General features: G+C 62.0%; 22 protein-coding genes, 1 tRNA gene and 1 pseudogene. 10 read left to right on the top strand and 14 right to left on the bottom strand.

The genetic code is table 11. The features are described from left to right. Positions 1-440 precede the first annotated feature (440 nt). Positions 441-1,073: a hypothetical protein gene (locus tag ATO9_RS17290; protein ID WP_043752283.1), complete on the bottom strand. Its 633-nt coding sequence runs from the start codon at positions 1,071-1,073 to the stop codon at positions 441-443. Positions 1,074-1,584: 511 nt separating this feature from the next. Here ATO9_RS17290 and ATO9_RS17295 point away from each other — a divergent pair. Continuing rightward, the gene (locus ATO9_RS17295) at positions 1,585-5,541 is read left to right on the top strand and encodes a PIN domain-containing protein (RefSeq protein WP_043752287.1); all 3,957 of its coding nucleotides are present in this window, start codon (positions 1,585-1,587) and stop codon (positions 5,539-5,541) included. A 438-nt stretch (positions 5,542-5,979) separates the two neighbouring features. Here the strand turns inward: ATO9_RS17295 and ATO9_RS17300 are convergent, their stop codons facing one another. The 8 genes and pseudogenes from ATO9_RS17300 to ATO9_RS17335 form a co-directional block, all read right to left on the bottom strand. Then, the gene (locus ATO9_RS17300; protein WP_043752290.1) at positions 5,980-6,627 is read right to left on the bottom strand and encodes an imm11 family protein; all 648 of its coding nucleotides are present in this window, start codon (positions 6,625-6,627) and stop codon (positions 5,980-5,982) included. A gap of 431 nt (positions 6,628-7,058) precedes the next feature. Further along, a pseudogene (locus ATO9_RS17305) lies at positions 7,059-7,692 on the bottom strand (tyrosine-type recombinase/integrase). A gap of 477 nt (positions 7,693-8,169) precedes the next feature. Further along, on the bottom strand, positions 8,170-8,589 hold the full coding sequence (locus ATO9_RS17310) for a hypothetical protein (RefSeq protein WP_052418434.1): 420 nt from the start codon (positions 8,587-8,589) through the stop codon (positions 8,170-8,172). 936 nt (positions 8,590-9,525) lie between these two features. After that, positions 9,526-10,179: a hypothetical protein gene (locus tag ATO9_RS17315; RefSeq protein ID WP_043752293.1), complete on the bottom strand. Its 654-nt coding sequence runs from the start codon at positions 10,177-10,179 to the stop codon at positions 9,526-9,528. Beyond that, the gene (locus tag ATO9_RS17320) at positions 10,176-10,766 is read right to left on the bottom strand and encodes a hypothetical protein (RefSeq protein ID WP_052418435.1); all 591 of its coding nucleotides are present in this window, start codon (positions 10,764-10,766) and stop codon (positions 10,176-10,178) included. The genes ATO9_RS17315 and ATO9_RS17320 overlap by 4 nt, the downstream gene beginning before the upstream one ends. A 167-nt stretch (positions 10,767-10,933) precedes the next feature. Further along, positions 10,934-11,566, bottom strand: coding sequence for a hypothetical protein (locus tag ATO9_RS17325; protein ID WP_238318798.1), 633 nt, complete (start codon positions 11,564-11,566; stop codon positions 10,934-10,936). Between the two features lie 361 nt (positions 11,567-11,927). Further along, positions 11,928-12,410, bottom strand: a complete 483-nt coding sequence (locus ATO9_RS23625; RefSeq protein ID WP_052418436.1) for a hypothetical protein — start codon at positions 12,408-12,410, stop codon at positions 11,928-11,930. Between the two features lie 108 nt (positions 12,411-12,518). Further along, on the bottom strand, positions 12,519-12,770 hold the full coding sequence (locus tag ATO9_RS17335; RefSeq protein ID WP_156127901.1) for a hypothetical protein: 252 nt from the start codon (positions 12,768-12,770) through the stop codon (positions 12,519-12,521). An 86-nt stretch (positions 12,771-12,856) separates the two neighbouring features. Between ATO9_RS17335 and ATO9_RS17340 the strand changes: the two genes are divergently transcribed. The 5 genes from ATO9_RS17340 (at position 12,857) to ATO9_RS17360 (ending at position 15,516) form a co-directional block, all read left to right on the top strand. After that, on the top strand, positions 12,857-13,117 hold the full coding sequence (locus ATO9_RS17340) for a helix-turn-helix domain-containing protein (protein WP_052418437.1): 261 nt from the start codon (positions 12,857-12,859) through the stop codon (positions 13,115-13,117). 256 nt (positions 13,118-13,373) lie between these two features. After that, the gene (locus ATO9_RS17345; RefSeq protein WP_156127902.1) at positions 13,374-13,652 is read left to right on the top strand and encodes a hypothetical protein; all 279 of its coding nucleotides are present in this window, start codon (positions 13,374-13,376) and stop codon (positions 13,650-13,652) included. Further along, positions 13,649-13,885 (top strand): hypothetical protein, encoded by a 237-nt coding sequence (locus ATO9_RS17350; RefSeq protein WP_043752305.1) that lies wholly within the window; start codon positions 13,649-13,651, stop codon positions 13,883-13,885. The genes ATO9_RS17345 and ATO9_RS17350 overlap by 4 nt, the downstream gene beginning before the upstream one ends. Before the next feature lie 33 nt (positions 13,886-13,918). Next, complete coding sequence (locus ATO9_RS17355; protein ID WP_081979643.1) at positions 13,919-14,257, top strand: GapR family DNA-binding domain-containing protein; 339 nt, start codon at positions 13,919-13,921, stop codon at positions 14,255-14,257. A gap of 191 nt (positions 14,258-14,448) precedes the next feature. Then, positions 14,449-15,516, top strand: coding sequence for a tyrosine-type recombinase/integrase (locus ATO9_RS17360; protein WP_162183082.1), 1,068 nt, complete (start codon positions 14,449-14,451; stop codon positions 15,514-15,516). Positions 15,517-15,538: 22 nt separating this feature from the next. Here ATO9_RS17360 and ATO9_RS17365 read toward each other — a convergent pair. The 4 genes from ATO9_RS17365 to ATO9_RS17380 form a co-directional block, all read right to left on the bottom strand. Further along, positions 15,539-15,615 (bottom strand) — tRNA-Arg (locus ATO9_RS17365). Between the two features lie 184 nt (positions 15,616-15,799). Continuing rightward, positions 15,800-17,209 carry a sensor histidine kinase gene (locus ATO9_RS17370; protein ID WP_043752310.1) on the bottom strand — a complete coding sequence of 470 codons (1,410 nt, stop codon included), beginning with the start codon at positions 17,207-17,209 and terminating at the stop codon, positions 15,800-15,802. Between the two features lie 21 nt (positions 17,210-17,230). Further along, entirely contained in the window at positions 17,231-18,742 is a 1,512-nt protein-coding gene (locus ATO9_RS17375; protein ID WP_043752313.1) for a dihydrolipoyl dehydrogenase family protein, read from the bottom strand. Next, on the bottom strand, positions 18,739-19,467 hold the full coding sequence (locus tag ATO9_RS17380; RefSeq protein WP_081979644.1) for a TVP38/TMEM64 family protein: 729 nt from the start codon (positions 19,465-19,467) through the stop codon (positions 18,739-18,741). The genes ATO9_RS17375 and ATO9_RS17380 overlap by 4 nt, the downstream gene beginning before the upstream one ends. Positions 19,468-19,891: 424 nt before the next feature. Here ATO9_RS17380 and rpmH point away from each other — a divergent pair, with 424 nt between their 5' ends. The 3 genes from rpmH (at position 19,892) to yidD (ending at position 20,755) form a co-directional block, all read left to right on the top strand. Further along, on the top strand, positions 19,892-20,026 hold the full coding sequence (gene rpmH / locus ATO9_RS17385) for a 50S ribosomal protein L34 (protein ID WP_043752316.1): 135 nt from the start codon (positions 19,892-19,894) through the stop codon (positions 20,024-20,026). 115 nt (positions 20,027-20,141) lie between these two features. Next, complete coding sequence (gene rnpA / locus ATO9_RS17390; RefSeq protein WP_081979645.1) at positions 20,142-20,537, top strand: ribonuclease P protein component; 396 nt, start codon at positions 20,142-20,144, stop codon at positions 20,535-20,537. Beyond that, positions 20,534-20,755, top strand: coding sequence for a membrane protein insertion efficiency factor YidD (gene yidD / locus ATO9_RS17395; RefSeq protein ID WP_081979646.1), 222 nt, complete (start codon positions 20,534-20,536; stop codon positions 20,753-20,755). Before rnpA ends, yidD begins: the two co-directional genes overlap by 4 nt. Positions 20,756-20,761: 6 nt before the next feature. Here the strand turns inward: yidD and ATO9_RS17400 are convergent, their stop codons facing one another. Next, complete coding sequence (locus tag ATO9_RS17400) at positions 20,762-22,018, bottom strand: NAD(P)/FAD-dependent oxidoreductase (protein WP_043752318.1); 1,257 nt, start codon at positions 22,016-22,018, stop codon at positions 20,762-20,764. A 189-nt stretch (positions 22,019-22,207) separates the two neighbouring features. On the opposite strand from ATO9_RS17400, the gene ttcA reads away from it, so the two are divergent. After that, positions 22,208-23,113, top strand: a complete 906-nt coding sequence (gene ttcA, locus ATO9_RS17405; RefSeq protein ID WP_043752593.1) for a tRNA 2-thiocytidine(32) synthetase TtcA — start codon at positions 22,208-22,210, stop codon at positions 23,111-23,113. Positions 23,114-23,117: the final 4 nt, after the last annotated feature.

A 23,117-nucleotide genomic window follows, 5' to 3' on the forward strand; every position in this document is an offset into this window, starting at 1 on the left:
TTGGCGCAGACTCTACATTAAGGTGAGGGATTTCGCGGGGGGCAGGTCAGCCGAACTTGCCAAACTCTCGTGACACAGCTGACCGAATGTCCGAATGTTTTTCATTTTCCCACAAGTATCTAAGAGGAAGCTCCTGTGGAGACGACAGGCAGTCAAGCGGACATTCTTGGATCGCGCAGGGCCCGTCACTATGGGCTGTGTCGGGCCGTTCGCTGCGCCTAGTGTAGATGGCGGCTATGGGCCGTCCCAGCCAGCCAAACCACCCGCCTGAGCATGCAGCACACCGCGCCGTCGTATGACCGGTTTGAGCCCTTCAGTGATGGATGTTGCAGTATAGGCGAATGGCTACTGAGGTAATCAGATTGGCGGCCTAACCTGAGCAGTTTCCGCGGGCTCGAAACCAACTCGCGAGAGCAGGTAGGAATTCGGGACTTGTTTAATTAGTGTCTACGCTTGCGTTGGTCATTGATGAAGGCACGATACAACTCCCACGCGGCTTCACCCTCGCCGATCGCGACTTGCTCCAAAATCTGCAACAGGAGCGTGGTTCCTGGCGTGACATTTTGAGGCTCTACTTCTTCGTCGTCTGCCCAATTTTCGTCCACCGCCATCTCGACGTTGATGACCCACCAGCGATCGATCTTAGTTACCAAGTATACAATCTTGGGAAATAGCCTCTCGAATTCTGGCATCTCACCAGTCGAAATCACGCTTCTCAGTTCATGTGCGAAGAAGTTCCGTGCACAAGTTAGCTCTTCGATAATCTTGAGATCATCCGTGTCGATGACTTCCATTTTATCCAGCCAACTAATGGAGCCACGAAGAACATCTTCCTTACCTTTTGGATCCAAGGCCAAGACTTCGCGGCGATACTGATCGCTGAAATGCCAGTCCTTCTTTTCACTCCACTTTTCGGAGAAAAATTCTATGATGGGCTCCTTAATTGAGGCTACAAGCATTTCGTGCGCGACCAAATAGAGTCCGGCCGTCGCAAAGCGCCTGCGCACGACATCGGGATTGAGGAAGTCTTCCCACTGGCTGTTCATCCGGAATGAATAGCGCCGGGAGGCCATCGAAGTCTATATTGTATTGGCGATGGCCGGCCCCAAATGCTCAGCGAGAGGCCAGCTCTACACGGGAAGGCTGTGTATGAGCCCCTCCGGGGGCGTCCCTGTGCGAAGCAGACGGACCTTCCCCCTTTCGAGGATTGGCTCAGTCCGCACTGCCGACCTTCGCCTGCCAGATCGTGCTGCACAATGACGCCAATGGCCGGTCTTGGGAAGCTGCGCCGCAGCGAAGCTGAACCTGGCGAACGGCAGCTCTGGGCCGGGAGCAGACTTGGTCGCAAAGGGCGGAGAGCCGACATTCTTCGCACCTGCAGCATGGTGCAACGAAAGCTCAAAAGCGAACCTGCATACCGGATCGGTCCCGCGCACGGCCCTGGGAAGCTCGCAGGCTTGAGAGTGGATACTCGCAGTGCAACGCCACAACGTCGACAAGCTCATACATTGGAGAGATGTGGTTCCGATGTCGAAGGGCCTAAGCTAGGATTTGGATACAGAAAATCAAATAGCCGCGAGCACCATGGTCAACGTCACGAATGTAAATCTACTCGCGCCTGCCGACTGGCAGGCCTTCGAGCGGCTGGCTAGGGATCTGTTCGAAAGCGAATGGCAGACAGATGACGTTCGCATGAATGGTCGTTCGGGCCAGGAGCAACATGGCGTCGATGTTTACGGCACGGACCGGGTTCACAAGAAATGGGTCGGCGTCCAGTGCAAAGGCCGCTCCGGAGGCTATGGGAAGGCGCTTAAAGAAAAGGATCTTCGCGAGGAGGTCGAGAAGGCCAAGTTATTTCACCCTCCTCTCGACAGGTTCATCCTCGCCACCACAGCCCCCAATGACGCGCGAATACAGGAAGTCGCGCGAGAGCTGAATGAGAAGAACCGAAAGGAGCTTCTCTTCGAAGTCGATGTCATGAGCTGGGACGAGATCAAGGCTGTTCTCAATCGCCATCCTCGCGTTGCGGCCATTCATTGCTCAGGCGTATCGACGATCGCAGACCTCCAGATATCAGACGCGATGAATGCCCTGCGCAGTGACGTCTCTAGGGAACTGACGGGGATCTCTTCCGCCGTGCTCGATCTCCAGAGGTCAGCCTCGGCAGCGATAGAAAGAGAACCATCTGATGACGCACTCGGTCAGCGCATCACCGACGCCGCCGATCTTCTGAATGATAGCCCCGCCCAGTCGGCCATCTCTCGGCTCGAGAAGCTCTTGGAGACCGAAGGCCGCGAAGCGAGCGCCCGAAACCGCTTCCGCCTCAAGGCCAATCTTGGATCTGCCCATTTTGCAAAGGGTGACAAGGAAGCCACAGTAGATTGGTATCGTCAGGCTCACGACGAGTACCCCGATACATCCGAAGCGCTTTCCATACTGGCGGCTGCTGAGTCCATCGCAGGTAATCGTGAGAAGGCGGCTGAACTAGCCTCCCGCGCAATGGCAATGCAAGAGCCACAACAGCGGGCCGCTGGAGTATTCTTGGAGACGGCTTCGGCGGAAACACCATGGCAGGAGCTCCAGGCCCAGCTTCCGAAGCAGTTCCAGCGGGTCCCGGAGTTCCTACTGGCACTCGCGGAGCACGCCCAGAAAGCAGGCCAGCTCACGGATTGCCGGCGGCTGACCAAGGATGCGATCAATCGAGACCCCGACAATTGGCGCGTGCGCGCTTACGCAGGATACCTCAGGTTCCAGGAAGTCGCCGAACGGGAAGACATCCGCAGCCTCAGGCTCATGCGGAAAAGCGACATCGAGATCGTCGAAGATGCGAGAGTACACTTTCTCGTTGCCTGGGGGCTTCTGCAGGCAAGCGGATGGGCGCGAGAGGCTGAAACCTGCATCATGAACGCCCTCTCGGCCTCCCTGATGCTTGGGGATGAGGAGAAGGCTGAAGAGCTCATCGAAGAAGCTTTCCGGAGACTTGGAGATACGCCGCAACTGCTGCGTTTCCGCGCCGCCCATAAGATGCACAAGGGAGAGGATGCTGCGGTTGCCGATGCGCTTTCGAGGATTCCCGAAAGCGATCGGGATCCGAATGACGAGCTTATGCTACTCCAGGCGCGCATCAATGACGGGGATCCAGAGGCAGCTCTTGCACGTGCCGATTTCCTATATCGAACAGCGGAAGAGGCCAACTTGCGTGTCGCATTTGGCAACTGTCGTATCCTGGCTGCTGCGCAGATCAATCCTGATCTCTTCAAGGAAGTGGCCCATGACATCCTGAAAGAGCACCCGGACTCCACACTGCTATTGGCCTGCTTCGTGTTCAACCATCCTTCTGATATCGACGATCCCGCAGTCATCGATCGCCTTGCCGAGTTGTCAGAGCGAGAGGCCAACAGCTTCGCGCGTGACCGTGCGGCCCATGCCCTTGCTATGGTGGGCCGGAACTCCGAAGCCGCAGACATCTATCTCGATCTCTGCAGTCCTGACACGGATACGCCTCAACTCAGGATGGCACTCCAGACACTGGTGAACTGCCGCAGGATTCGAGAAGCCCGAGAACTGTATGTGAAGCTCGACGCCAGGATCAGAGATACTGCCAGCATGCGAAGGATCGGCGCTGTCATCTTTCAGAGCGCGGGCAACTTGAAGGGCGCCAGAAAGGAACTCGAGCACGTGTTCGGCACAGGGGATGAAACCCTGGAAGACCGCGCTCGCTGGATCGACATCTGCGAGCGTCTGCCGGACATCTCTTCGATCATCCGGTATCTCGACACCGTGCCGGTGGACATTTCCGGCGATCCCCGAATGCGTATGCACGTTGCGCATAAGCTCGATCACTACACGGACGACTTCCAGAGGGCGCTCGAGAACGGATACCGCGCATTGCGCGACGGATATGAAGACCCACAGATACATCTCGGCTTCATGGTCGGGTTGATCCTGACAGGCCGTTCAGGGCGACATGTCGATTTTGACCGCGAGGTCGTTGAGGAAGATACGGTCGTAGTGGTCTCGCGAGATCACGCTGATCCGCTCACGAAGATCATCGAGACGGCTCCCGCCCCGCGGGCTGACCGCGACGAAATTTCCACTGAAGACCCTTTGGCTCTTCGCCTGATGGGAAAGGCTGTGGGTGACAGTTTCCCAATGGATTCCGCTGTCGGGAAGCTGAACGCCACCGTCACAAAGGTCCTGTCCAAGTATGCCCATGCGTATCATCGGTCTCAGAAGGACTTCGAGCGCCTGTTTCCTGAGAGCAAGATATTCGGAGCGCTTCGGATCGATGAAAATGATCTGGAAGGCAGTTTTCGTCCCATCCTCGAAAGCGCCAGGGAGCGTGCGGGGCAGGTCAAGCGCATTGAGGAGGCCTACGAATCAGGTAAAGCCCCCATAGCTCTGTTGGCCGCCGCAGGTGGGGGCACGGTCTTCGATTTTTGGGATTTTCTGCGGCACCACGGCAGCATCAAAATCAAGATGGCCCTTGGTAATGCCGTAGAACGGAAGGCTGCAACGCAATCGGTTATGGCCGCGCCCGGAGTGATCGTCGATCCAATCACCCTATACGGCGCCCAGACCCTAGGCTTCGCCGACACCCTCCTTCAGGCCTGCCCGGACCTGCATATCACCCAGAGCAGCATCGATCTGCTTCACGAAGCCTACCAGGACCGGGTGTATGCCATCGGGGGAAAAGGACGCCGAGGTAGCCTCGTGGCGGACGAGCACGGCACGCGTACAGTCGAGATGTCCCGAGAGATGTCCGACCTTCTCATATCGAACCTCGGACGAACCCTTGAACTTGCACGAGGCCTGAAAATCGCCATGCCGGAAGAAGGCACCGCCCTTCAACCGGACTTCGAAACGGTGTTCGAAGATGTGGGCCCGTGCTTCATAGATACGCTGGTAGTCGCCAAGGAGAGAGGGTGGACCTTGCTTGCGGATGACACCGCACTCCGGTTGTTTGCGAGCCTAGACGGTATTTCATCGGCTTGGAGCCAGGTCGCTCTACAGATCGCTCGCAACAAGCGCAGGATTTCGCAGGAAGCATATTCTGATTCCCTCGGCGCAATGCTGGAGGGGAATTACCGATACGTCAGCATCGACGGAGATACGACGGAGTTCGAGTGGGAGCGCAAGGAAACGTCGCTGTGGTTGAAGCGATTTCTCGATCACATCGCCCTGCCGACGAACGACCCCTGGAGCATTGCTCAACTAATCGGGTCCAGCCTCCTGGAACTCTGGGACGATGCAGACGATGGAGCGCATTGCGTCGCCTATGCCGCCTTCATGCTCGAAGAGCTCTCATCTCGGTTGGGTGAAGATGGGGCGATCAGGATGTTGGGTGACGCATTAGCCGCCGCAGTTTCGAGGGCGCAGAGAAACGCCCGCATAATCAAACTCCCCCAGGTCCTGGCGATGACTACCAGCCTCGCTTCTCCGGCTTATCTGGCCATGGACATAAATCGCGACCATGAAGAAGCCGTCATGAACACAATAGGTGAATGCTTGAAATCAGCGCGGAAGCTATCCAAGCTGTAATAGCTTGATCTCGAGATTTATGGAGGCGACAAACGTTATCGCTTTCGTTGCCTTCAGACGACATAAACGTCTGCTTTCCGCTGCCGCGTTGCAGAAACCGTAGCGGCGCCGGATGTCTGCTTCGGGCCGTCAGTATCGGAAATGGCCTCACGCCGACCCTTCCGGGCGCCCCAGTACCGCAAGTCCGCTCCGAGCCCGTATTGACCGATGCTGCATCATGCGCGAGTGTCAGCGATGCGCTGATAGCAATCCTTTCAAAATCTCCGGTAGCGCCTTTTTCGCCGGGCAAACGTCGCTTTTGTGTCGTTGAACAGCCAAATTTTATGCTGCGATCGTAATTTGCAAAGCACATATTTCTTGGTGGCAGGTGCGTGGGGATTGGATGAACTCACTCATTGTTTTGGACTTCCACCTTCGGCGCCAAGCCAGAATTGGCTCTTACTCTTCGGCGGTTTCTAAAAACATGAAGTTTCCCGGGCTGGCCGCGTCCATTTCCGCCTTAAATTCTTCATCACAGAACCACTCTGACGTGTTCGCATCTCGCCAGACATGCAGATCCGTCTTGAACCCCCTGACGTTCTTAACCCATTTGTTGCTCTGAGAAGCCGACATGTATTTCTGCGCGCCTGCCAATTTCGGATTTTTCACTTCGATCACCTCCGACCGGGCGAGGTCTATGGTTTCGGCTGACGCAAATACATTCGCAAGATAGTACGGCTCTGCAATTTCGGCTTCGTCGGCAAGGGACCAAAAGTTCGGAATCGGGACCAACTCCAAGTCATCACCGACACGCATGCGATAGATATCTGCCAGCTTTTCTCCCACAGCTTGCAGACCGGTGAAATGATGCGGACCATTGGAATTGAAAAAGTCTGGCAACCAATCATTCCCGAGTCCCGTCAAAGCCCAATGCGTCGCCATCTTTGCCTTCAGGTCGTCTGGCAAAGGCCCAAGCGGGAAGCCATCGGAGTCAGTTGGATACCAGCGCACAGCCCCTTTCTTAGAACGGCGCTTCTTCTTGTTTTCCGACCAGTCGAACGCGCCTGCCACTGCATCGGGATGCACACTAAAGCGATAAACTTCCATCAGTCACCTGTTTAAAGTGTCTAGATGTAGAAGCATTTGCATGTCTTCGCCCAGCCCGACACCCCAAAACGTAGGGGAGCCCATTGAGTTGTGAAGAACGGCGGCATCTGGTGAGGCAATTGGAGCGAACCGGAAGACTGCCAGCAATTCTCTACACGATGGACGTTGGTAGTCAGTGCAACCAATTCCTGCTTCCAACCGCACCTTCGTGAATGCTGCGATGCCGCGATAGTAAAGATCATGTTCGTTTTGGGCTCGGAACAGTCGCTGCTTATTCGGGTCCAAACGTAAGCTTTTACCGCACAACAGACCTTGGCCTTTGACCCTACCTTGCGGCCGCAGCGAATGGCGGCTCTGGCGGGCCGCGCCGTAGCATTCCGCTTGTTAGGTGAATGGCAGGAATGGGCCGTCCGCAAAGACGGCCCAAATCTTCAGATTTCTACGGCCTCCGCGATCGCCAAGGCGTCTTCTATTTCGACCCCTAGGTATCTTACCGTACTGTCCATTTTGGTGTGTCCGAGCAGGAGTTGTACGGCCCGTAGGTCTCCCGTCTTACGATAAATCTGTGCGACCTTGGTGCGGCGCATCGAGTGGGTGCCATGAGAACTTGGTTCTAGGCCAATAGACGTGACCCCAATCGCGAACAAGGCGCGCGTATTGCCGTGTCGAAATGTGCAACCGCTCATGAAACCGCCCTGGCCAAAGGTATTCAGATCCGATCATCAAGGGCTCGCCCATCTATCGCAGGAGCGACTTCCGCGTGCCATCGGTAACCTCAAAGCGGACAGGTTTCTGTGTCTTACTCTGAGTGATCGAGGCCCGCTCTTTGATCTGTCCTGCAGCGAAAACATCAGCCACCTTCAGTTTGACCAGATCGCATCCCCGCAGTTTGCTGTCGATAGCGAGATTGAACAAAGCCGGGTCGCGGTGCTTCTCTGCGATTTCAAGACGGACGCGGATCGCCCAGAGGTGTTTTGGCAGCAGCGGGCGTTTCTGTCCGACAATGCGGCCCTTGTTCCAAGCAGGACGGCGTGCGCGAATGGCTGGTAAGTTTGGTGTTGGCATGGCATTTCCTCCGATCCGCCATACCTCACCCAAGCGCCAACACGACGTTGGCTTGACCACTATATCATACGATGACGCGCCGCTTCCGAAGTCAATTCCGAGCTCAAATTGACCGCGGCGACGGAGTTGTCTTTCGCAAGTGCTTCAATCTACTCTCAGTCGAGGTCGGTCCAAAATGGTCATGGGGCGTTTCGCCGGTTGCCATGATCTGCCTCGTATTGGACCATGGCGCTTCTTGCCCATAACCATTATTTGCGCCAAGTGCAGCGCACAACCAGTCCCAGCCCGTTGTCGACAGCTTGTCGAGTTAGGCATCTTCAAATACCTCAACGGCTGCTACTATCCGCGACGGCGGCACTCAGCCTTGGGCTGGAAAAGCCCGGTCGCCTTGAAAAGAAATGGGGCCTGAACGAGCACCTGTTGCGACAATTTCACTTGGACAGGTCCACGTCGTACCCGCCAGTGATGTCTTCGGCGTCAATGCGCCGCACGGACTAGCTCATGCCGCTGCTCGGCCGCTTTGTTGCGCTGATAATCCGCCTGGCTTTCCTTGATGATCTGCTCGGCCGTGAGGACCGGGCCCGTCGAGGCCTCGTCTTCATCGTCATTCCGAAACATCAGCGACATCTGCGCAGCGGCCCGATCCCCCGCCTCCCGACGATCGGCCAGTTCCGCGTCGCGGTGCATCTTCCAGGCGCAGCATTCCGAGGGCAGGAATTCGTAGGCCTGCCCGTTCGATCCCTTGGACAGAACCGGCATGCCCTGCTCCAGGTACTTCATGATGATATTCTCCGAAACGCCGTGCGCTTTCGCGATCGTGCCCCGGTTCATGACCACGTCTTCGACACCCTCCGGCAGAGGACAACGACGCAGCGCTTCCTCCGGATCGAAGCTCATGTATCTTTTCCTTCCATAACAATAACAACAACCCTTTCAGGTACCCCCAACCCATACCACCCAGCCGCACCCAACGGGGCGCGAATTACCCCCGTGCGGGGCGGAGGGGGGAAGGACCCAAACCCTATCGGGCGGTCTCGATCGCCAGGCGCAGCCGCCGGACGAAGTGATCGTGGAAAACGCCACGGGCCCGACGCATCGGCAGGTCGTGGAAGTGCCAGCACGCGGTGTAGCTCGCGCTCGGCTCGAACGAGATCAGCATCTTGAGGCCAGAGCCCTTCCGGCCCTTCCGCTCCTAGCCCCCCCCGGGGGGAGTGCGATGTTGCACGGCCGCGCTTCGAAGTGACGAAGATGTCCGGTTTGGCCTTCAGCCGGGCCAAGGCATCCTTGGGCAGGTTGCCGTAGGCGTTGCGTCTGGCCTTGACCGGCACGACCAGCGCGGCACCCATCGGACGGCGCACACCACCGCTCACCTGAAGGCGAAGATAGAGCGCGCGCTCGTGTACCGGGTCGGCCGATCAAAGGCGCGTCCAATGTCCAACTCCTCCAACCGCTTCACGGAGTCTGCAGTGTCGTCGATTGCCATGGTGGTCACAAAGGGAACCGGCTTGCGGCCCTCTCCGGACTAGCACCCCTCCAACTTGCCCGAGGACACCAGCTGACTGATCCGACTCTTCGTGACGCCAAGCCGTTCCGCCGATGCCGTCGCGGTCCGTCCCGCCATCTGTCGTTTAGCCTCTCGCCACTTGTTTAGCCGATTTAGTTTAGGCTTCGCGGATTGTTTAGCGCCGTGCAACACATGCGCTCAGCCGCACCGTATACGCTGAAGCGTCAGAAGGACCCGCGATCGCCAGGAAATGGAAACGCCCGGCAGCGGGTAAACCGCTCCGGGCGCAATGGGGTCGAGTGCACTAAGTCACCGCACCGAGCATCTCGTTAGACAATTTCTCTCCACGGCTGGAGAGGCGGCAGCTCGGCCGTCACCTCGTGCGAGGTCAGCCCGCCGTAAATCCGGAACGTATCGCGCAGGTCGCGCAGCGCCATGACCCAGAGCATGTAGCTCTTGCGCAATGTGGCGACCTGAGTGCTGTGGCCGTAGTAGACCACCGGACAGACCCGCAGCTCTACCCGACGGACGCGGCCGCGACTGAGGTATTTGACTTCGCCACAGGGTTCGGTTTCGGCGAACTCCCCATGCTTGCAGCGCCGCCAGGCCCGCGGCCGACAGGATAACCGCGTGTCATTGCCCCAGTCATGAGACTGGCCCAGCCGGGCAAGCTCGGCGATCCGCAGGGCCATGGCCCGGCCGCCGACACCCTCGGGCAGCACCGACAGCGCATCGGCCACCGCATCCGCATCGGGGTGCGGGTCAGACCGTCCGCCGCCATCGACCCGGCAGCCGAGCTCGGCACGTTTGAGAATGATGTATTCCATGCCGACATTCGGCGACGGGTCGCGAGCCGTGTTCACCTGGTCGAAGTCCACCGAGGCGAATTCCCGCTGGAAGGCCCAGCCGATCAGCGCCTCGATCGACACGGCCCGCTTGACCGGCGCCCCACGGCGCAGGCCCGTATCTGCAATCGCATTCATGCGGCATCCTCCTGCCCGGCGACGGTCACCAGGTCCAAGGCGGACTGTTCGTCCAGTTCGTAGGCCTCGAGCATGGCGCGCTCATCCGGCTGCAGCGGCACGTTGCGGTAGACACGCTCCCGGGCCAGCTCGACATCCGAGGCCAGCCGACGCGCATGGGACGTGATCATTGCTGTCTCATGCTCGTTCATCGGTGGACGGTGCTTCGCCTTCCAGAACCGATATTCGGCGACCAGGCGGTTCGCCTCCAGGGCCCGTTGCCCGGCAGCGCTGGCAAACCAGCTCGCAAGCCCAGGGAAGTCCTCGATCGGGCGCGGCTGCGCCGCCTGGGCCAGCGCGATGATCGTCGCCCGCGCCGGCCAGAAACACCGCGCACTCCCTTCGCCCTTGTCCCGAAGGGTCAGGTAGAGCCGATCGAGGTTGCGATCCTTCAGGTAGGACACATCGTCGATGATCCGCTCGATCCGCTTGCGCTCTTCCTCGATCGGCGTGCCCTTCTTGAACCGGAACCCCAGCCCCTGCATCGGCGCGATGAACAACCGGCGCACGCGCGCCCGGTTGCTTTCTTCAGTCTGATCTTCGGTCATGGCCTGCCCTTTCTCAGCATCTGCTCTGCACGCGGGCCCGGCCGATCCGTGCGGCCTGGCCCTTTCCCTGTCATTTCCCTGTCCCTGTCCCTGTCGTGCGGGACAGAAATTTTCTGTCCGGTTTTGTCCCGTTCTGTCCCAGGGACAAAACCGGACAGTTTATGAGATCAAGTTCGTGGTGGTTTGCCGTGCAGCCGGTGCCCCAGCGTGCGGGCGGTCCAGGCCTGGATCGCGCGCTCGACCCAGCTGGCCGTGCGGTTGCCGGTGCAACGCTCGACCAACCATTCGTCGATCCACTCGACCGCGGCGTCGTTCTGGCCCAGCTCTTTGTGATAGCCCATCATTACCGCCCGCAATCGCTGCAGCCGCTTCTTGCGATTGGCCGCCTCGTTGCGGGCACGGTTGTCTTCCTTCCGCGAGAGCGCCTCCAGCGCCATCTCCAGAACCACCGGATGATACAGGCGCACCTCATCGAGGCAGCGCACCGGTCTCCAGCCATGCAGCGGACCAAAATCAAGCGCGCAGAGGCGCTTGAAGTCGGTTTCCGTCAGGTTGAGCTGCTTGGCCAGGATCTCGGTATCGGTCGGCAGGGTGCCAAGCGGGGTTTCATCCTGCGACACGCAGATCAGGTCAAAATGCAGCGCCCTGCATTCCGGTAAGGCCTTCACACGCATCGGGCTGTGCAGCCAGCGCCGATGCGGCCAGGCGATCCAGGAATGGCTGTCCACCCGATCCTCCGGACCCAGAGGATACTCCTCCAGCTCGTCGATCGGCACCAGGCCAAGCGCGGTGACACTCATGGCCGCCACGCCTCAGCTGTTCGCCGAAAAGGGGGCGCGAGATCTCCCCGCGCCCCAAGTCCAACAGGGAGGTTGCCCGGATAATCCGCCGGGCGCGGATAAACGGCGGATCGCGAGGAGCTGAATGGGATGTCTCGCGATCCGCCTACGCCCCGGCGTTTAGCCGATTGGGAGGGCGATACTGCGATGCTTTCCGGGCGCTCTTTACAAAGCAACCCACAGTCGAAAAAACGGCGCGAGACCAGCAGCCCGAGGGACACTGGCGCCTGATCCCGCGCCGAAGTTTGGCCGCGCGATCTTCCCACACGCGGCCCGGCGGTGCGGAGCAGACCCGCATTCCGTGAGTGATGATTTGAATCGGTCATGCCCGGTCCACCCGTTTGAAGGGCGTCGCGCGCAGGGCGGATGGCGCATCCAGCGCGACCAACGCCGCCTGGGCCGCGGCGACGATATCCAGCAATTCAGCCCGCGCCTCGTGCCGGCATCCGCCCTCGGACACGGCCAGCAGGGCCGAGGTCCCCTCGCCCGCCTCTTTCACCAGCCGCCCGGCATGCGCCAGCAGCGAAACGGTTTCGCGCGGCGCCGCCTCAGCCACTTCCGGCGCAATCGCCTTGCTGATCCGGTCCGTGCCCGACAGAGCCTGCAGGGCGATCGCGTCATTCAGGGTCCACTGGCGGGTGCCGTTCATTTTGCGCGACAGATCGGCAGGGTCGAACTGATCCCCTGCCCCGCCGGGCCCGGCAAAGAAATCCGCGATCTCCTTGGCCGCGCTCTGTTGCGTCGGGAAATGCGAGGCCACCAGCCCGCGCATCATCGCATGAACCGTCCGGCGCGCGTCAGGCATCGGCAACCTCATTGTTTTGCGGCGACCGCGGTAAGCCGTTCAAGTCGAGCGATGAAACAAAGCGCGACGAGAGACGAGATGTACGGAGCTCTGCATGAAGTTCACCCATCATGCCGCGCTTCGATCTGCGTTTTGCTTACTGGCATCTGCCGCGCCTACGTTCTGGCGAAAAAGGTGTTCGGGAACTTCGATGCCGATCTCCGCGCACCAATCACGGCAGCTGAAGAACCAATGAGCGGGAAACTGGTTTTTTGCCAGCGCCCGGGACACGACCTGAGTCGAGTGCCCCAAATTGCGCTCGAAGTTCGAACGTCCGACGCGGTCAAGAAAGCTGGCTACGGTATCGCGGGTATCGGTCATGGCGCACATTTCTACGCATTTTGCTTATCATGTAAATACGCAAATTGCTCAGTGTGAGCAACCTATGCTGCGCGGATAATCTCAACATGTTGGAAGAGCTTGAAGATTCGAGAGAAGCAGTCGGTGCGCGCCTTAAAAAGGTGCGTGAAATCCTCGGCATGGCTAAGAAAGAATTCGCTGAAAAGGCTGGTATCAGCGAGCAGGTCTACGGTCCGTTCGAAAACGCGAAGCGCGATCTTTCTCTGCAAAGCGCGAAGAAGCTGCGCAAGGCTTACTCGCTACCCTTAGACTTCTTGTACTTCGGAAAGACCGACGACTTACCGACCAGGATCTCTAGAGAACTCTGATCAAGCCCCTCGGTAAATTCTTCCCAAAAATCCAACGACCACCCTGACTGTCTACGCGCCTGTTTTAACAAGCGCAGCCTCGTTTCGTCGTCCATTCGATTCGCCCCCCATTGCTTGAGGAGACTATTTTGTTCACCTTGCGTTCACAAAGAGACTTTTGAAGCCACTTGGCGTCACTAAGCATTTTGCTAATTTACAGACTTCCAATTAAGCAAAATGCGTACTACAAGCACCTCCACCAATGATGGAGGCCAACATGCACCACCCCTACCATCCCGACGCGATCCGGGCGGTCACGACACCCGCTCTTTTCGTTCCCTTCCCGGCCCTGCGCACCGATGCCTGGCTCCGCCTGAAGGAACAACAGGGCCACCCGATCAGCCGTGACAGGCTGGAACGACTGGATGCCCCGCGTCCAATCTCCGGCTACACGCCGCGGGCCGTGATCGACTTCGTCACCAGGCAGGCGCTGGAGCCAACGCGCGCAGCGATCCGGGCTCACGGCCTGACCCCGACCGGGGATGACGCCGCATGAGCGCTCCACTGGCCGACATCGCCCGCCAAGACCGCGAGGACCGGGCAAGGATCGATGCCCGCGAACGGTTGCGCGGTCGGATTGAGTGCTTCTGCCAGGGCCTCACCCTCCTCGGCTTTGCCCCATCCGTTGATCGCGACCCCGGCGGCCGGCTCCGCATCACCATCGATGCCGATGCCTGGGAGCCGCCGAACCTCGCACCCCTGGCGCCGCCCCAGTCACAGGACGCCTGACCGCCAGGCGCAACCATTCCGAAAGGATCACACATGCCCCAGGACCTCAGCCCGGCCGCGCAGGCCTTCGTCGAAACCGGCAACGGCGCCGGCGGTTACAAGGAAACACCAGCTGACATGGCCGTGCGCGACAAGGCCTACCGCGTGACCGCCGACGAGCTGCGCGGCTTTATCGAGCGCTTCGAACGCCTTGCGGTGGAGAAAGCCGAGATCGGCGACCAGCAGAAATCCGCCATGGCCGAAGCCAAGGCGCGCGGCTACGACATCAAGGCTCTGCGCCGCATCATCGCCATGCGCAAGAAACACCCCGAGGACATCGCCGAAGAGGAATCCGTGGTCGAACTTTACCGCGAAGTCCTCGGCATGAGCTGACCCATGGGTGCACCTGTTTTCACCGAAGCCGAACTGCGTCGCGCGATGAAAGTCGCGAACGAATTCGGTGTATCCGTGGAGATCTGCCCGAGGCAGGGTGTCATCAGGCTTGTGAGCGGCGATCGCGCCCCGGTAGCATCGCCGGAAACCGGGGGTGAATCATGCGACGACATATTCGGGGCGCAGTCAGGTTGAAGCACCTTAACGCATCCGGCCGATGGCCATCCGGGAATGTTCGGTACTACTACCGCCCGAAAGGGCAGAAGGGAGTACCGCTTCCCGATCTGCGGCCCGATGACCCGCAGTTTCTGGACGCCTATGTCAAAGTGTCGAAAGGCACTGCACCAGAGCCAGAACCGGCGGTCACTGGCACCATAGCCGCCGGGATCGCGGCCTACCTCGCCTCCGACGCCTATCTTGGCATGGCGGCCTCGACCCGGAGCGTCTGGCGACGGTTCCTGGACGATTTCCGCAAGAGGTACGGCAAGGGCACGATGGCCACACTGCAACCGAAGCATATCCGACAAGACCTCGCCAAGTACCGGGCCCACCCGGCAAACAATCGATTGAAGGTATGGCGCGGGCTCTGCAAATGGTGGCTGTCAGCCGGGCTGATCGACGATAACCCGGCCAAGCAGGTCGAGCGCCGCGCGACACCGAAAGCGCAGGGTGCGGTGCCCTGGTCACGTGAGGACATGCAGAGCTTTCGCAACCACTGGCCGGTTGGCTCCCCCGAACGCCTCGCCTTCGAATTGATGTACCAGACCTGCGCCTCTATCGGCGACATGACCCGGCTTGGACCGAACATGGTGAAAGGTGGATGGCTGACCTACACGCGCCAGAAATCGAAAAGCACCGCTGTCTGCCCCTGGACGGTACCAGCGCCACTCTGGTTCGAAGCCAGTGAATACCTGGCTGAGTGCCTGTCCGCCGCGCCGAAAGGTCTAACGTTCCTCCTGACAGCGCACAAGCGCCCCAGGAGCGCCAAGAGCGCGGCGCGGTGGTTCTCCGCGGCCTGCACAGATGCAGGCCTACCCGAACACTCCGCGCATGGAATCAGAAAGGGGCGAGCAGCGATCTTCCGGGAAAACGGCGCAACGACGGATCAGCGCATGGCAATTCTCGGCCACGAAACCGAGGAAGAAGCGCACCACTATAGCAAGAGCGCAGACCTAGTGAGGATCATATCAGGAACGCAAAAGTTCCAACTTTTGGAACAAGTTCCAACTTCGCAAAAAAATCTAAGCGAAATCAAATAACTGCAAGGCGCATTGGGGGAAGTGGCGGACCGAGGAGGATTCGAACCCCCGACCCCCTGATTCGTAGTCAGGTACTCTATCCAGCTGAGCTATCGGTCCGTGTGGGCTGCGTTTAACGACGGGCCGGGATGAGTTCAAGCGGAAAATTCAAACTTTCTGCAGGAGGTTCGGGTGACGCGGGGCAAGCGGTCATCCGATGGCGGCCCGGCCTTCGTAAACACGGAGCAGTCGTGCCTGCCACGTGACGAGACGCTCCTTACAACCCATTGCCACGCAATAATATTCACGCCGCTCGCGGTTCAGGCGCGCGCATTGCGTCGGGGCGGCGAGGCAGGTGGATGACGAAATGGGTGCCCTCCGGCCCGGTCTGTTCCAGGCTCAGCCAGCCGCCGTGACCCCGCACCAGTTCGGCCGAGATCACAAGGCCCAGACCGGCCCCTCCCTTGCGCGTGCCGCCCTGGAACGCGGTAAACAGATGCTCCTGCGCCTTCTTGGGCAGGCCAGGGCCGGTATCGGTGACGCGGATCATCCAGGCATCTTCGGTTTCCTCGCCCCGGACAGAGATCTCGCCCGGATCGCCGGTGGCAGAGATCGCCTGACGGGCGTTGCGGACGAGGTTCAGAAGCACACGGTGCATCTGTTCGGGGTCGGCCCGCACGGTCATAGTGGCCGGAAAATCCTCGGAAAAACTGATATCGGCATCCCCCACGGCGAGGCGTTCGCCCTCGATCACATCGCCGACCAGTTCCGCCAGCGGCACCATGGTCAGGCGGGGGGCGGGTTCCTCGGCGCGGCCGAAGGCCAGTGTGCTTTCACAAAGGTTCACGGCGCGGGTGATGGAGTTCACCAGCTTGGGTGCCAGGCGCAGCACGGTTGGGTCCTCGCTCTGCTCAAGGCGGTCGGTGAACAGCTGGGCCGAGGTCAGGATGTTGCGCAGGTCGTGGCTGATCTTGGCCACTGCACCGCCCAGCTGGGCCAGGCGTTCCTTCTGGCGGAGCGAGTTTGTCAGCTCGGTCTCGAGGGTCTTAAGCGCTTGTTCCGCCTCGCGTAATTCCGTGATTCCGGCGGTCGGCTCGATGATGCGGCGGGTGTCTTCTGGGGCGGCGGCGTAATTCTGCATCTGCCCGATCACCCGCTTGATCGGTCGCACCAGAAGCGCCCGAACGGCCAGAAACAGGAAGGCGGAGGTGATGACCGAGATGACCAGCGACAGCGCCAGGACGCGGCGGCCGTAATCGAGCATGGCGACCCGCAGCCCCTCGGTTGGCATCGTGACCTCGATCAGCAGGCCAGCCTCCCGCACCGGGTTTCCCAGCACCCGGATGACCCGCGGGGCGGGGTCGACCAGGCGGGTCAATGCGTCCCGCATCAGTGCCCAGGGGCCGTCCATCCGCATATCGTAGGTGGCGCTGACCTCGTCCGGGACGGGCGAGGAAAGGATCAGTTGGCGGGCCTCATCGCGGCGCAGGACGACGTTGTAAACCTCTGCATTCCTTAGCAATTCCTCTTCGACATCGGCGTCGATCATGTCGTTCGCCAGCAGGGCCAGCGACGCGATCTGCGCGCGTTCGAGACGCGACAGGAGGTAGTCCTGGCGGAAGCGGGCGACGGAGGGGACAAAGATCAGCACTTCGGCAAGCATCACGAAGAGCACCGTGAGGATCAGGAAGCGGCCGGAAAGCGATCTGAGCATGGTCGGGTCCGATACGGGCGGTCAGGGCAGCACGCGCTGGATCAGGCGCACGACCCTTTCAACCCATGGATTATCAAAGAGTTTCGGAGATAAATAGGCCCCCGCGGCGCGTTTACCAAGTTCCGGCAGTGTCGGATAGGGCAGGACGAGCCCGGAAATCACCGTCAGACGGGTGCCGGAGGCCATCGCCTGGACCCACGGGGCCAGCAGGTCGCCAGCCTGCGGCCCGACGATGGTCACGCCATGGGGTTTTCCCTTTCGGATCAGCAACTTGACGAAGCCTTCGGTGGCCTTTTCGGTGCGGGCGCGGTCGTTGTCGGTATAACGTAGGTATGACGTCGGTATTACGTCGGTGCGCGTGTCGGTGGTTGCGGCGGGATCGGCGCCGGCCGCGCCGCCCTCGGCCATGGCGACCGCGACGCTTTGTCCACCTTTTCGGCGGGCGGAACGCGCCTCGGCCTCGGTCGGGCCGAGTTGAGCCAGTTCGGGCGAAGTGTAGGTGACGCGGGGAATGCGGGAATGATCGGCGCGGGCGGGCAGGCCCAGCATGGCCTGCCGGATCACGATCCCCGCATGGTAGCCCGCCACATGGGTGAACGAGGGCGCATCCGCCACCACGTCGCCGATGGCGTAGACGTGCCGGTCGCTGGTGCGCAGGCGGGCATCGGTTTCGATGCCGCGCGCGTCGGCGCGGATGCCGGCGGCCTCCAGCCCCAGCCCATCGACGCCCGCCGTTCGGCCGGTGGCGACGAGCAGATGCGTCGCCTCGATCACCTCGCCTGTTTCGGGGTGCAGGCGGATGGGCCCTGCCCCACCCTCGACACTTGCGATGCGTGTGTCTTCGCGAATGGCCACGCCCTCGCGCTTCATCGCCTCACGGACGAGGGCGACGGCCTGCGGGTCCTCGCGCGACAGGATGGTGCCCGAGTCGATCAGCGTGACCTCGGCCCCGAGACGGCGGAAAGCCTGGGCCAGTTCCGCCCCGATGGGACCGCCGCCGAGGATCGCGAGGTGACCGGGCAGCGCATCCAGGCCGAAGATCGTCTCGTTCGTCAGGTATTCCACCGTATCGAGGCCGGGGATCGGCGGCACGAAGGGGCGCGAGCCTGTGGCGATGACGATGCGCCGCGCGGTCAGGCGTTCGCCCGCGACCTCGATCAGGCGGGGGCCGACGAAACGGGCATGGGCACGCAGGACGCGGACGCCCAGCCCCGCGAACCGCTCCTGGCTGTCATGCGGGGCGATGCCGGCGATGACCGACCGGACGTGATCCATGACGGCGGGGAAATCCACCTGCGGCTCCACCGGGGTGATGCCGAACCGTCCGGCATCGCGCATCTGGTGCGCCCGTGCCGCGGCGGCGATCAGCGCCTTGGAGGGCACGCAGCCATGGTTCAGGCAATCGCCACCCATCTCGCCCGCCTCGATCAGGGTGACGCTGGCGCCCATCTGCACCGCACCGGAGGCGACCGAGAGCCCCGCCGCGCCGGCGCCGATGACGATCAGGTCGCTTCTTGTGGGTTTGGGGGTCATTGCAGGCTCCGTCTGAGGCGCAGGATCACGGGGACCAGCGACAGCGCCGCGAGGCCGAGGATCGGCAACAGGAGGCGCGGTTCGAAGATCACGCCCAGGTCGGGGCGCTGCCCGGTTTCCAGGAGCGACCCCAGCCCCGCGCCGACCGAGGTGTAGATCGCGGCCCCCGGCAGGATGCCGATGGCGGTGGAAATGACGAACCGGTTGAGCGGCACGTTCAGCAGCCCCGGCAACAGGTTGGCGGCGAAGAAGGGGATGACCGGGGCCAGCCGGATGAAGAACAGCATCGACCATTGGTTTTCGTCCAGCCCCCGCTTGATCCGGGCGATCCGGCCCGGGGAGGCGTCGATCCGTTCGGCCAGGCTACGCCCCAGGCCGAAGCGGACGGCAAGGAACAGCAGCGTCGCCCCGATGGTCGCGCCCGCCACGTTGAAGGCGATGCCGGGCCAGAGCCCGAAGAGAAACCCGCCGGTCAGCGTGGCGATGGTCGCGCCCGGCACCGACAGTCCGACCATGGCCGCGTAGATCGTCACAAAGGCAAGGCTGGTGAGCACGGCATGGTCGTTGCGGAACGCCTCGAGCGCATCGTGGCTGTCGACCAGGGCCTGGTAGGTCAGCCGGTCACCGAAGGCATAGGTGATCGCCACCGCGCACAGCACCATCAGCCCCAGCGGCCAGAGGCGCGCGGGCGTGATGCGTCGGGGGGGCGGTGTCTTGTCGGTCATGGCCGGCCTTCCTGGGGTCGGTTCAGAATGCGCAGGCTTCTTGCGCCGTGAAAAGCCCCCTCACGCGGGGGTGATGGGCGGTTCGGCTGTCGGGGGAGGCGTTGGTTCCGTCGCGGCATTGCGGGCCTTCCCGCAGTGGCCGGATGGTGGCGTCGCCGCTTGGTGCGGGGCCCTGTGCGGATGGTCGTTCGGGCCTTGCGCTTTTCGCCGCTGCGGGGCATTGGAAAAACCTCGCTCCGGAGCGGTTTGCATATTTGACATATAGCGGACCCGCCCCTATAGAGCGGGCTTCGAACATACGCGGTCCGGCGGGCGATTCCCCGTTGTCTGGTCCGCATGACCAGACCGGCGCGACGCGCCAGCCAACCCCGGGCCTTCCGCAGGTCCAACCGCCGAACCGGCGCAAGCAGATGGAGACGGAGCGATGAAACGCACCTACCAACCCTCGAACCTCGTGCGCAAGCGGCGTCACGGTTTCCGTGCGCGCATGGCCTCCAAGGCCGGCCGCAAGATCCTGAACGCCCGCCGCGCCCGCGGCCGCAAGTCGCTGAGCGCGTAAGCGTTTGGCCCCGTGATGCGGGGCGTTGCGACGATGGAACGGACAGAACCGCCCCGGCCCCGCGCCCGGGCGGTTTTCGCTTGTGCGCCTGTGGCCCGGTGAAGGTGTGTTGCGGATGACGATGGTGGATGGAGCAAAGCTGAAGGGCGGCGCGCTGGCCGTGCTGCGCAAGCGGTCGGATTTCCTGGCCTGCGCGCGGGCGCGGCGGCAGGGCACGTCCGGCATGATGGTCCAGGCCCGGCAGCGCCGCGATGACGAACCGGCCGAGGCGCCGATCCGCGTGGGGTTCACCTGTTCCAAGAAGGTCGGCAATGCCGTCGCCCGCAACCGCGCCAAGCGCCGCCTGCGCGAGGTCGCCCGGCTGGTCCTGCCAGAGGCCGGAATGGCGGGCTACGATTACGTGCTGATCGGCCGCCACGGCGCCACGGCCGAGCGGGATTTCGAGGCGTTGAAAGGCGATCTGCGCTATGCCCTGGGCAAGCTGCACGCGCTGCAGGGGGGCCAGGAATGACCCCGCTGGCCCGACTGATGTCCCTGCCGGTTCTGGCCTATCGGGCGGTCTTTTCCCCCTGGGTCGGGCATAATTGCCGCTATGACCCCACCTGTTCCGCCTATGCACTTGAGGCCCTGCGCAAGCATGGCGGGATCAAGGGCGGCTGGCTTGCCCTGCGCCGGATCGGGCGGTGCCATCCCTGGGGCGGGATGGGCGTCGACGACGTTCCGGATTGATCGGCTCTAGCGCGCCCTGAGCGGCGCGTAGCGACGGGACGGGCTGAGTGGCTCGATCGACAGGTTGGATTGCCGTCCCTCCAGCAAATCCGTGACGATCCGCCCGGTGATGCCGCCAAGGGTCAGGCCCAGATGCTGGTGCCCGAAGGCGTGGATGATCCGGTCGGTCCCCGGCGCATAACCCAGCACGGGCAGGCTGTCGGGCATGGTCGGGCGGAACCCGATCCAGTCGCTGGTGGGCGCGGGCAGGTCCCCGAACATCTCGCGCCCCTTGCGGGCGAGGTAATCGAGGCGGTTCTGGTTCTTGGGCGCATCGATCGCCGCGATTTCGACGGTGCCGGCCAGGCGCAGGCCGCGGGCCATGGGCACTCCGTAGAAGCCGCCCTCCCCCCAGCCGACGGGGCGGGTGATGCGCCCGGCCTCTCCGGCATAGAGCAGGTGATAGCCGCGTTCCGTGCCCAGCGGCAGTTTTTCCGCGCCTCCGCCCCAGATGCGGGAGGAGAACGCCCCGGCCGCGACAACCGCGCGGGTCGCCGTCACTTCGGACGAGAAGGTGCGCAGGATGACGTGATCGTGCTGGGCATTCACCTCTGTCACCTTTTCGACCAGCGTGAACCCTGCCTCCTCCTCGAAAGCCGCGTGGAACCGGCGGACCAGCGCCTCGGGATCGTGGACATGCCGCGCCTCGGGAAAGAGCGCGGCGCGGTGGATCGGCAGGGTGATCCCCGGCTCTAGCGCCTGCGCCTCCTCCGGCGACAGCTCCTGGAGGGTGACGCCCAGGGCGCGGCGACGGTCGAGGCCGGATTGCGCGTCGCGCGCACCCTGCGCTGTCGACCACAGCGAAAGCTGACCACGGGCATGGATCAGGTCTTCGGCACCCGCGGCCTCGATCAATGGGTTCAGCCCGGCATCGGCCTGGGCCAACAACCCCGCCAGCACGCCCGCGATGTGATCGGAGCGCCCCGCGCGGCAATTGGCGAGAAACCCCAGCATCCAGCGCGGATTGCGCAGCGCATGACGGAAGGAAAAGGCCAGCGGGCTGTCCCGTGCGGTCAGAAGCTGCGGCAACCCGGTGATGACCGAGGGATCGTTGACCGGCAGGCAGCCATAGGTGGCGATGGTGCAGGCATTGCCCGAACTGGTGCCCGATCCGGGCGGCGCCGGGTCGATCAGCAGCACGCGGAACCCGCGCAGCTGCGCCCAGAGCGCGGTGGCCGTGCCCACGATGCCCGCGCCGATGATCGCCACGTCGTAATCCGCCACGCGCTGTCCCCCTGTTGCCCGGCCCGGCCGCTTGCCGACCGCTTGTCGACCGCTGAGAGCTTTGTCACGCGGCGCCCGCGCCGATGCAAGCCACGGCGCGCGGATTGTCCGGGCATCGCCCTGCGGAACCGTCGCGATGCCTGCGAAGCGCCCTTCCCTCGCCCCCCGGTTTCATGCCATATGCGCGCCATGCTGGACGAGGCCGACGATATCCACCCGCTCTTTCACGGTGCCCCCAAGAGCACCGAGTTCAAGAAGCTGCGCAAACGCATCGTGCAGAACGTGCGCGAGGCGGTGGATCAGTATGGCATGGTCGAACCGGGCGCCCGCTGGCTTGTCTGCCTGTCGGGTGGCAAGGACAGCTATACCCTGCTGGCGATCCTGTACGAGCTGAAATGGCGCGGGCTGCTGCCGGTCGACCTGCTGGCCTGCAACCTGGACCAGGGGCAGCCCGGCTTTCCCGCGACCGTCCTGCCCGAATTCCTGGAAAAGATGCAGGTGCCGCACCGGATCGAATACCAGGACACCTATTCCATCGTCGTCGACAAGGTGCCGCAGGGGCGGACCTATTGCGCGCTGTGTTCGCGGCTGCGGCGTGGCAACCTCTACCGGATCGCGCGGGAAGAGGGCTGTTCGGCCGTCGTGCTGGGCCATCACCGCGACGATATCCTCGAGACGTTCTTCATGAACCTGTTCCATGGCGGGCGCCTGGCGACAATGCCGCCCAAGCTGGTCAATGAAGAGGGTGATCTGTTCCTCTATCGTCCGCTGGCCCATGTGGCCGAGGCCGATTGCGAGAAATTCGCCCGCGCGATGAACTACCCGATCATTCCCTGCGATCTGTGCGGGTCGCAGGATGGTCTGCAGCGCCAGCAGGTGAAGCGGATCCTCGATCAGTGGGAAAAGAACAGCCCCGGCCGCCGCCAGGTGATGTTCCGGTCGCTGATGAATATCCGGCCGTCCCATATGCTTGACCCGAAATTGTTTGATTTCGCGGGGCTGATGCGGGATGCACCCGCAGAAACCGGGGCTGAAACCGGGTCTGAAACCAGCCCTGGCGACGAAAATAATCCGCAGATCCCGCAGTTGCGTTAAACCG

The sequence above is a fragment of the Pseudooceanicola atlanticus genome, from assembly GCF_000768315.1.
In the GTDB taxonomy this organism is placed as follows: domain Bacteria; phylum Pseudomonadota; class Alphaproteobacteria; order Rhodobacterales; family Rhodobacteraceae; genus Pseudooceanicola; species Pseudooceanicola atlanticus.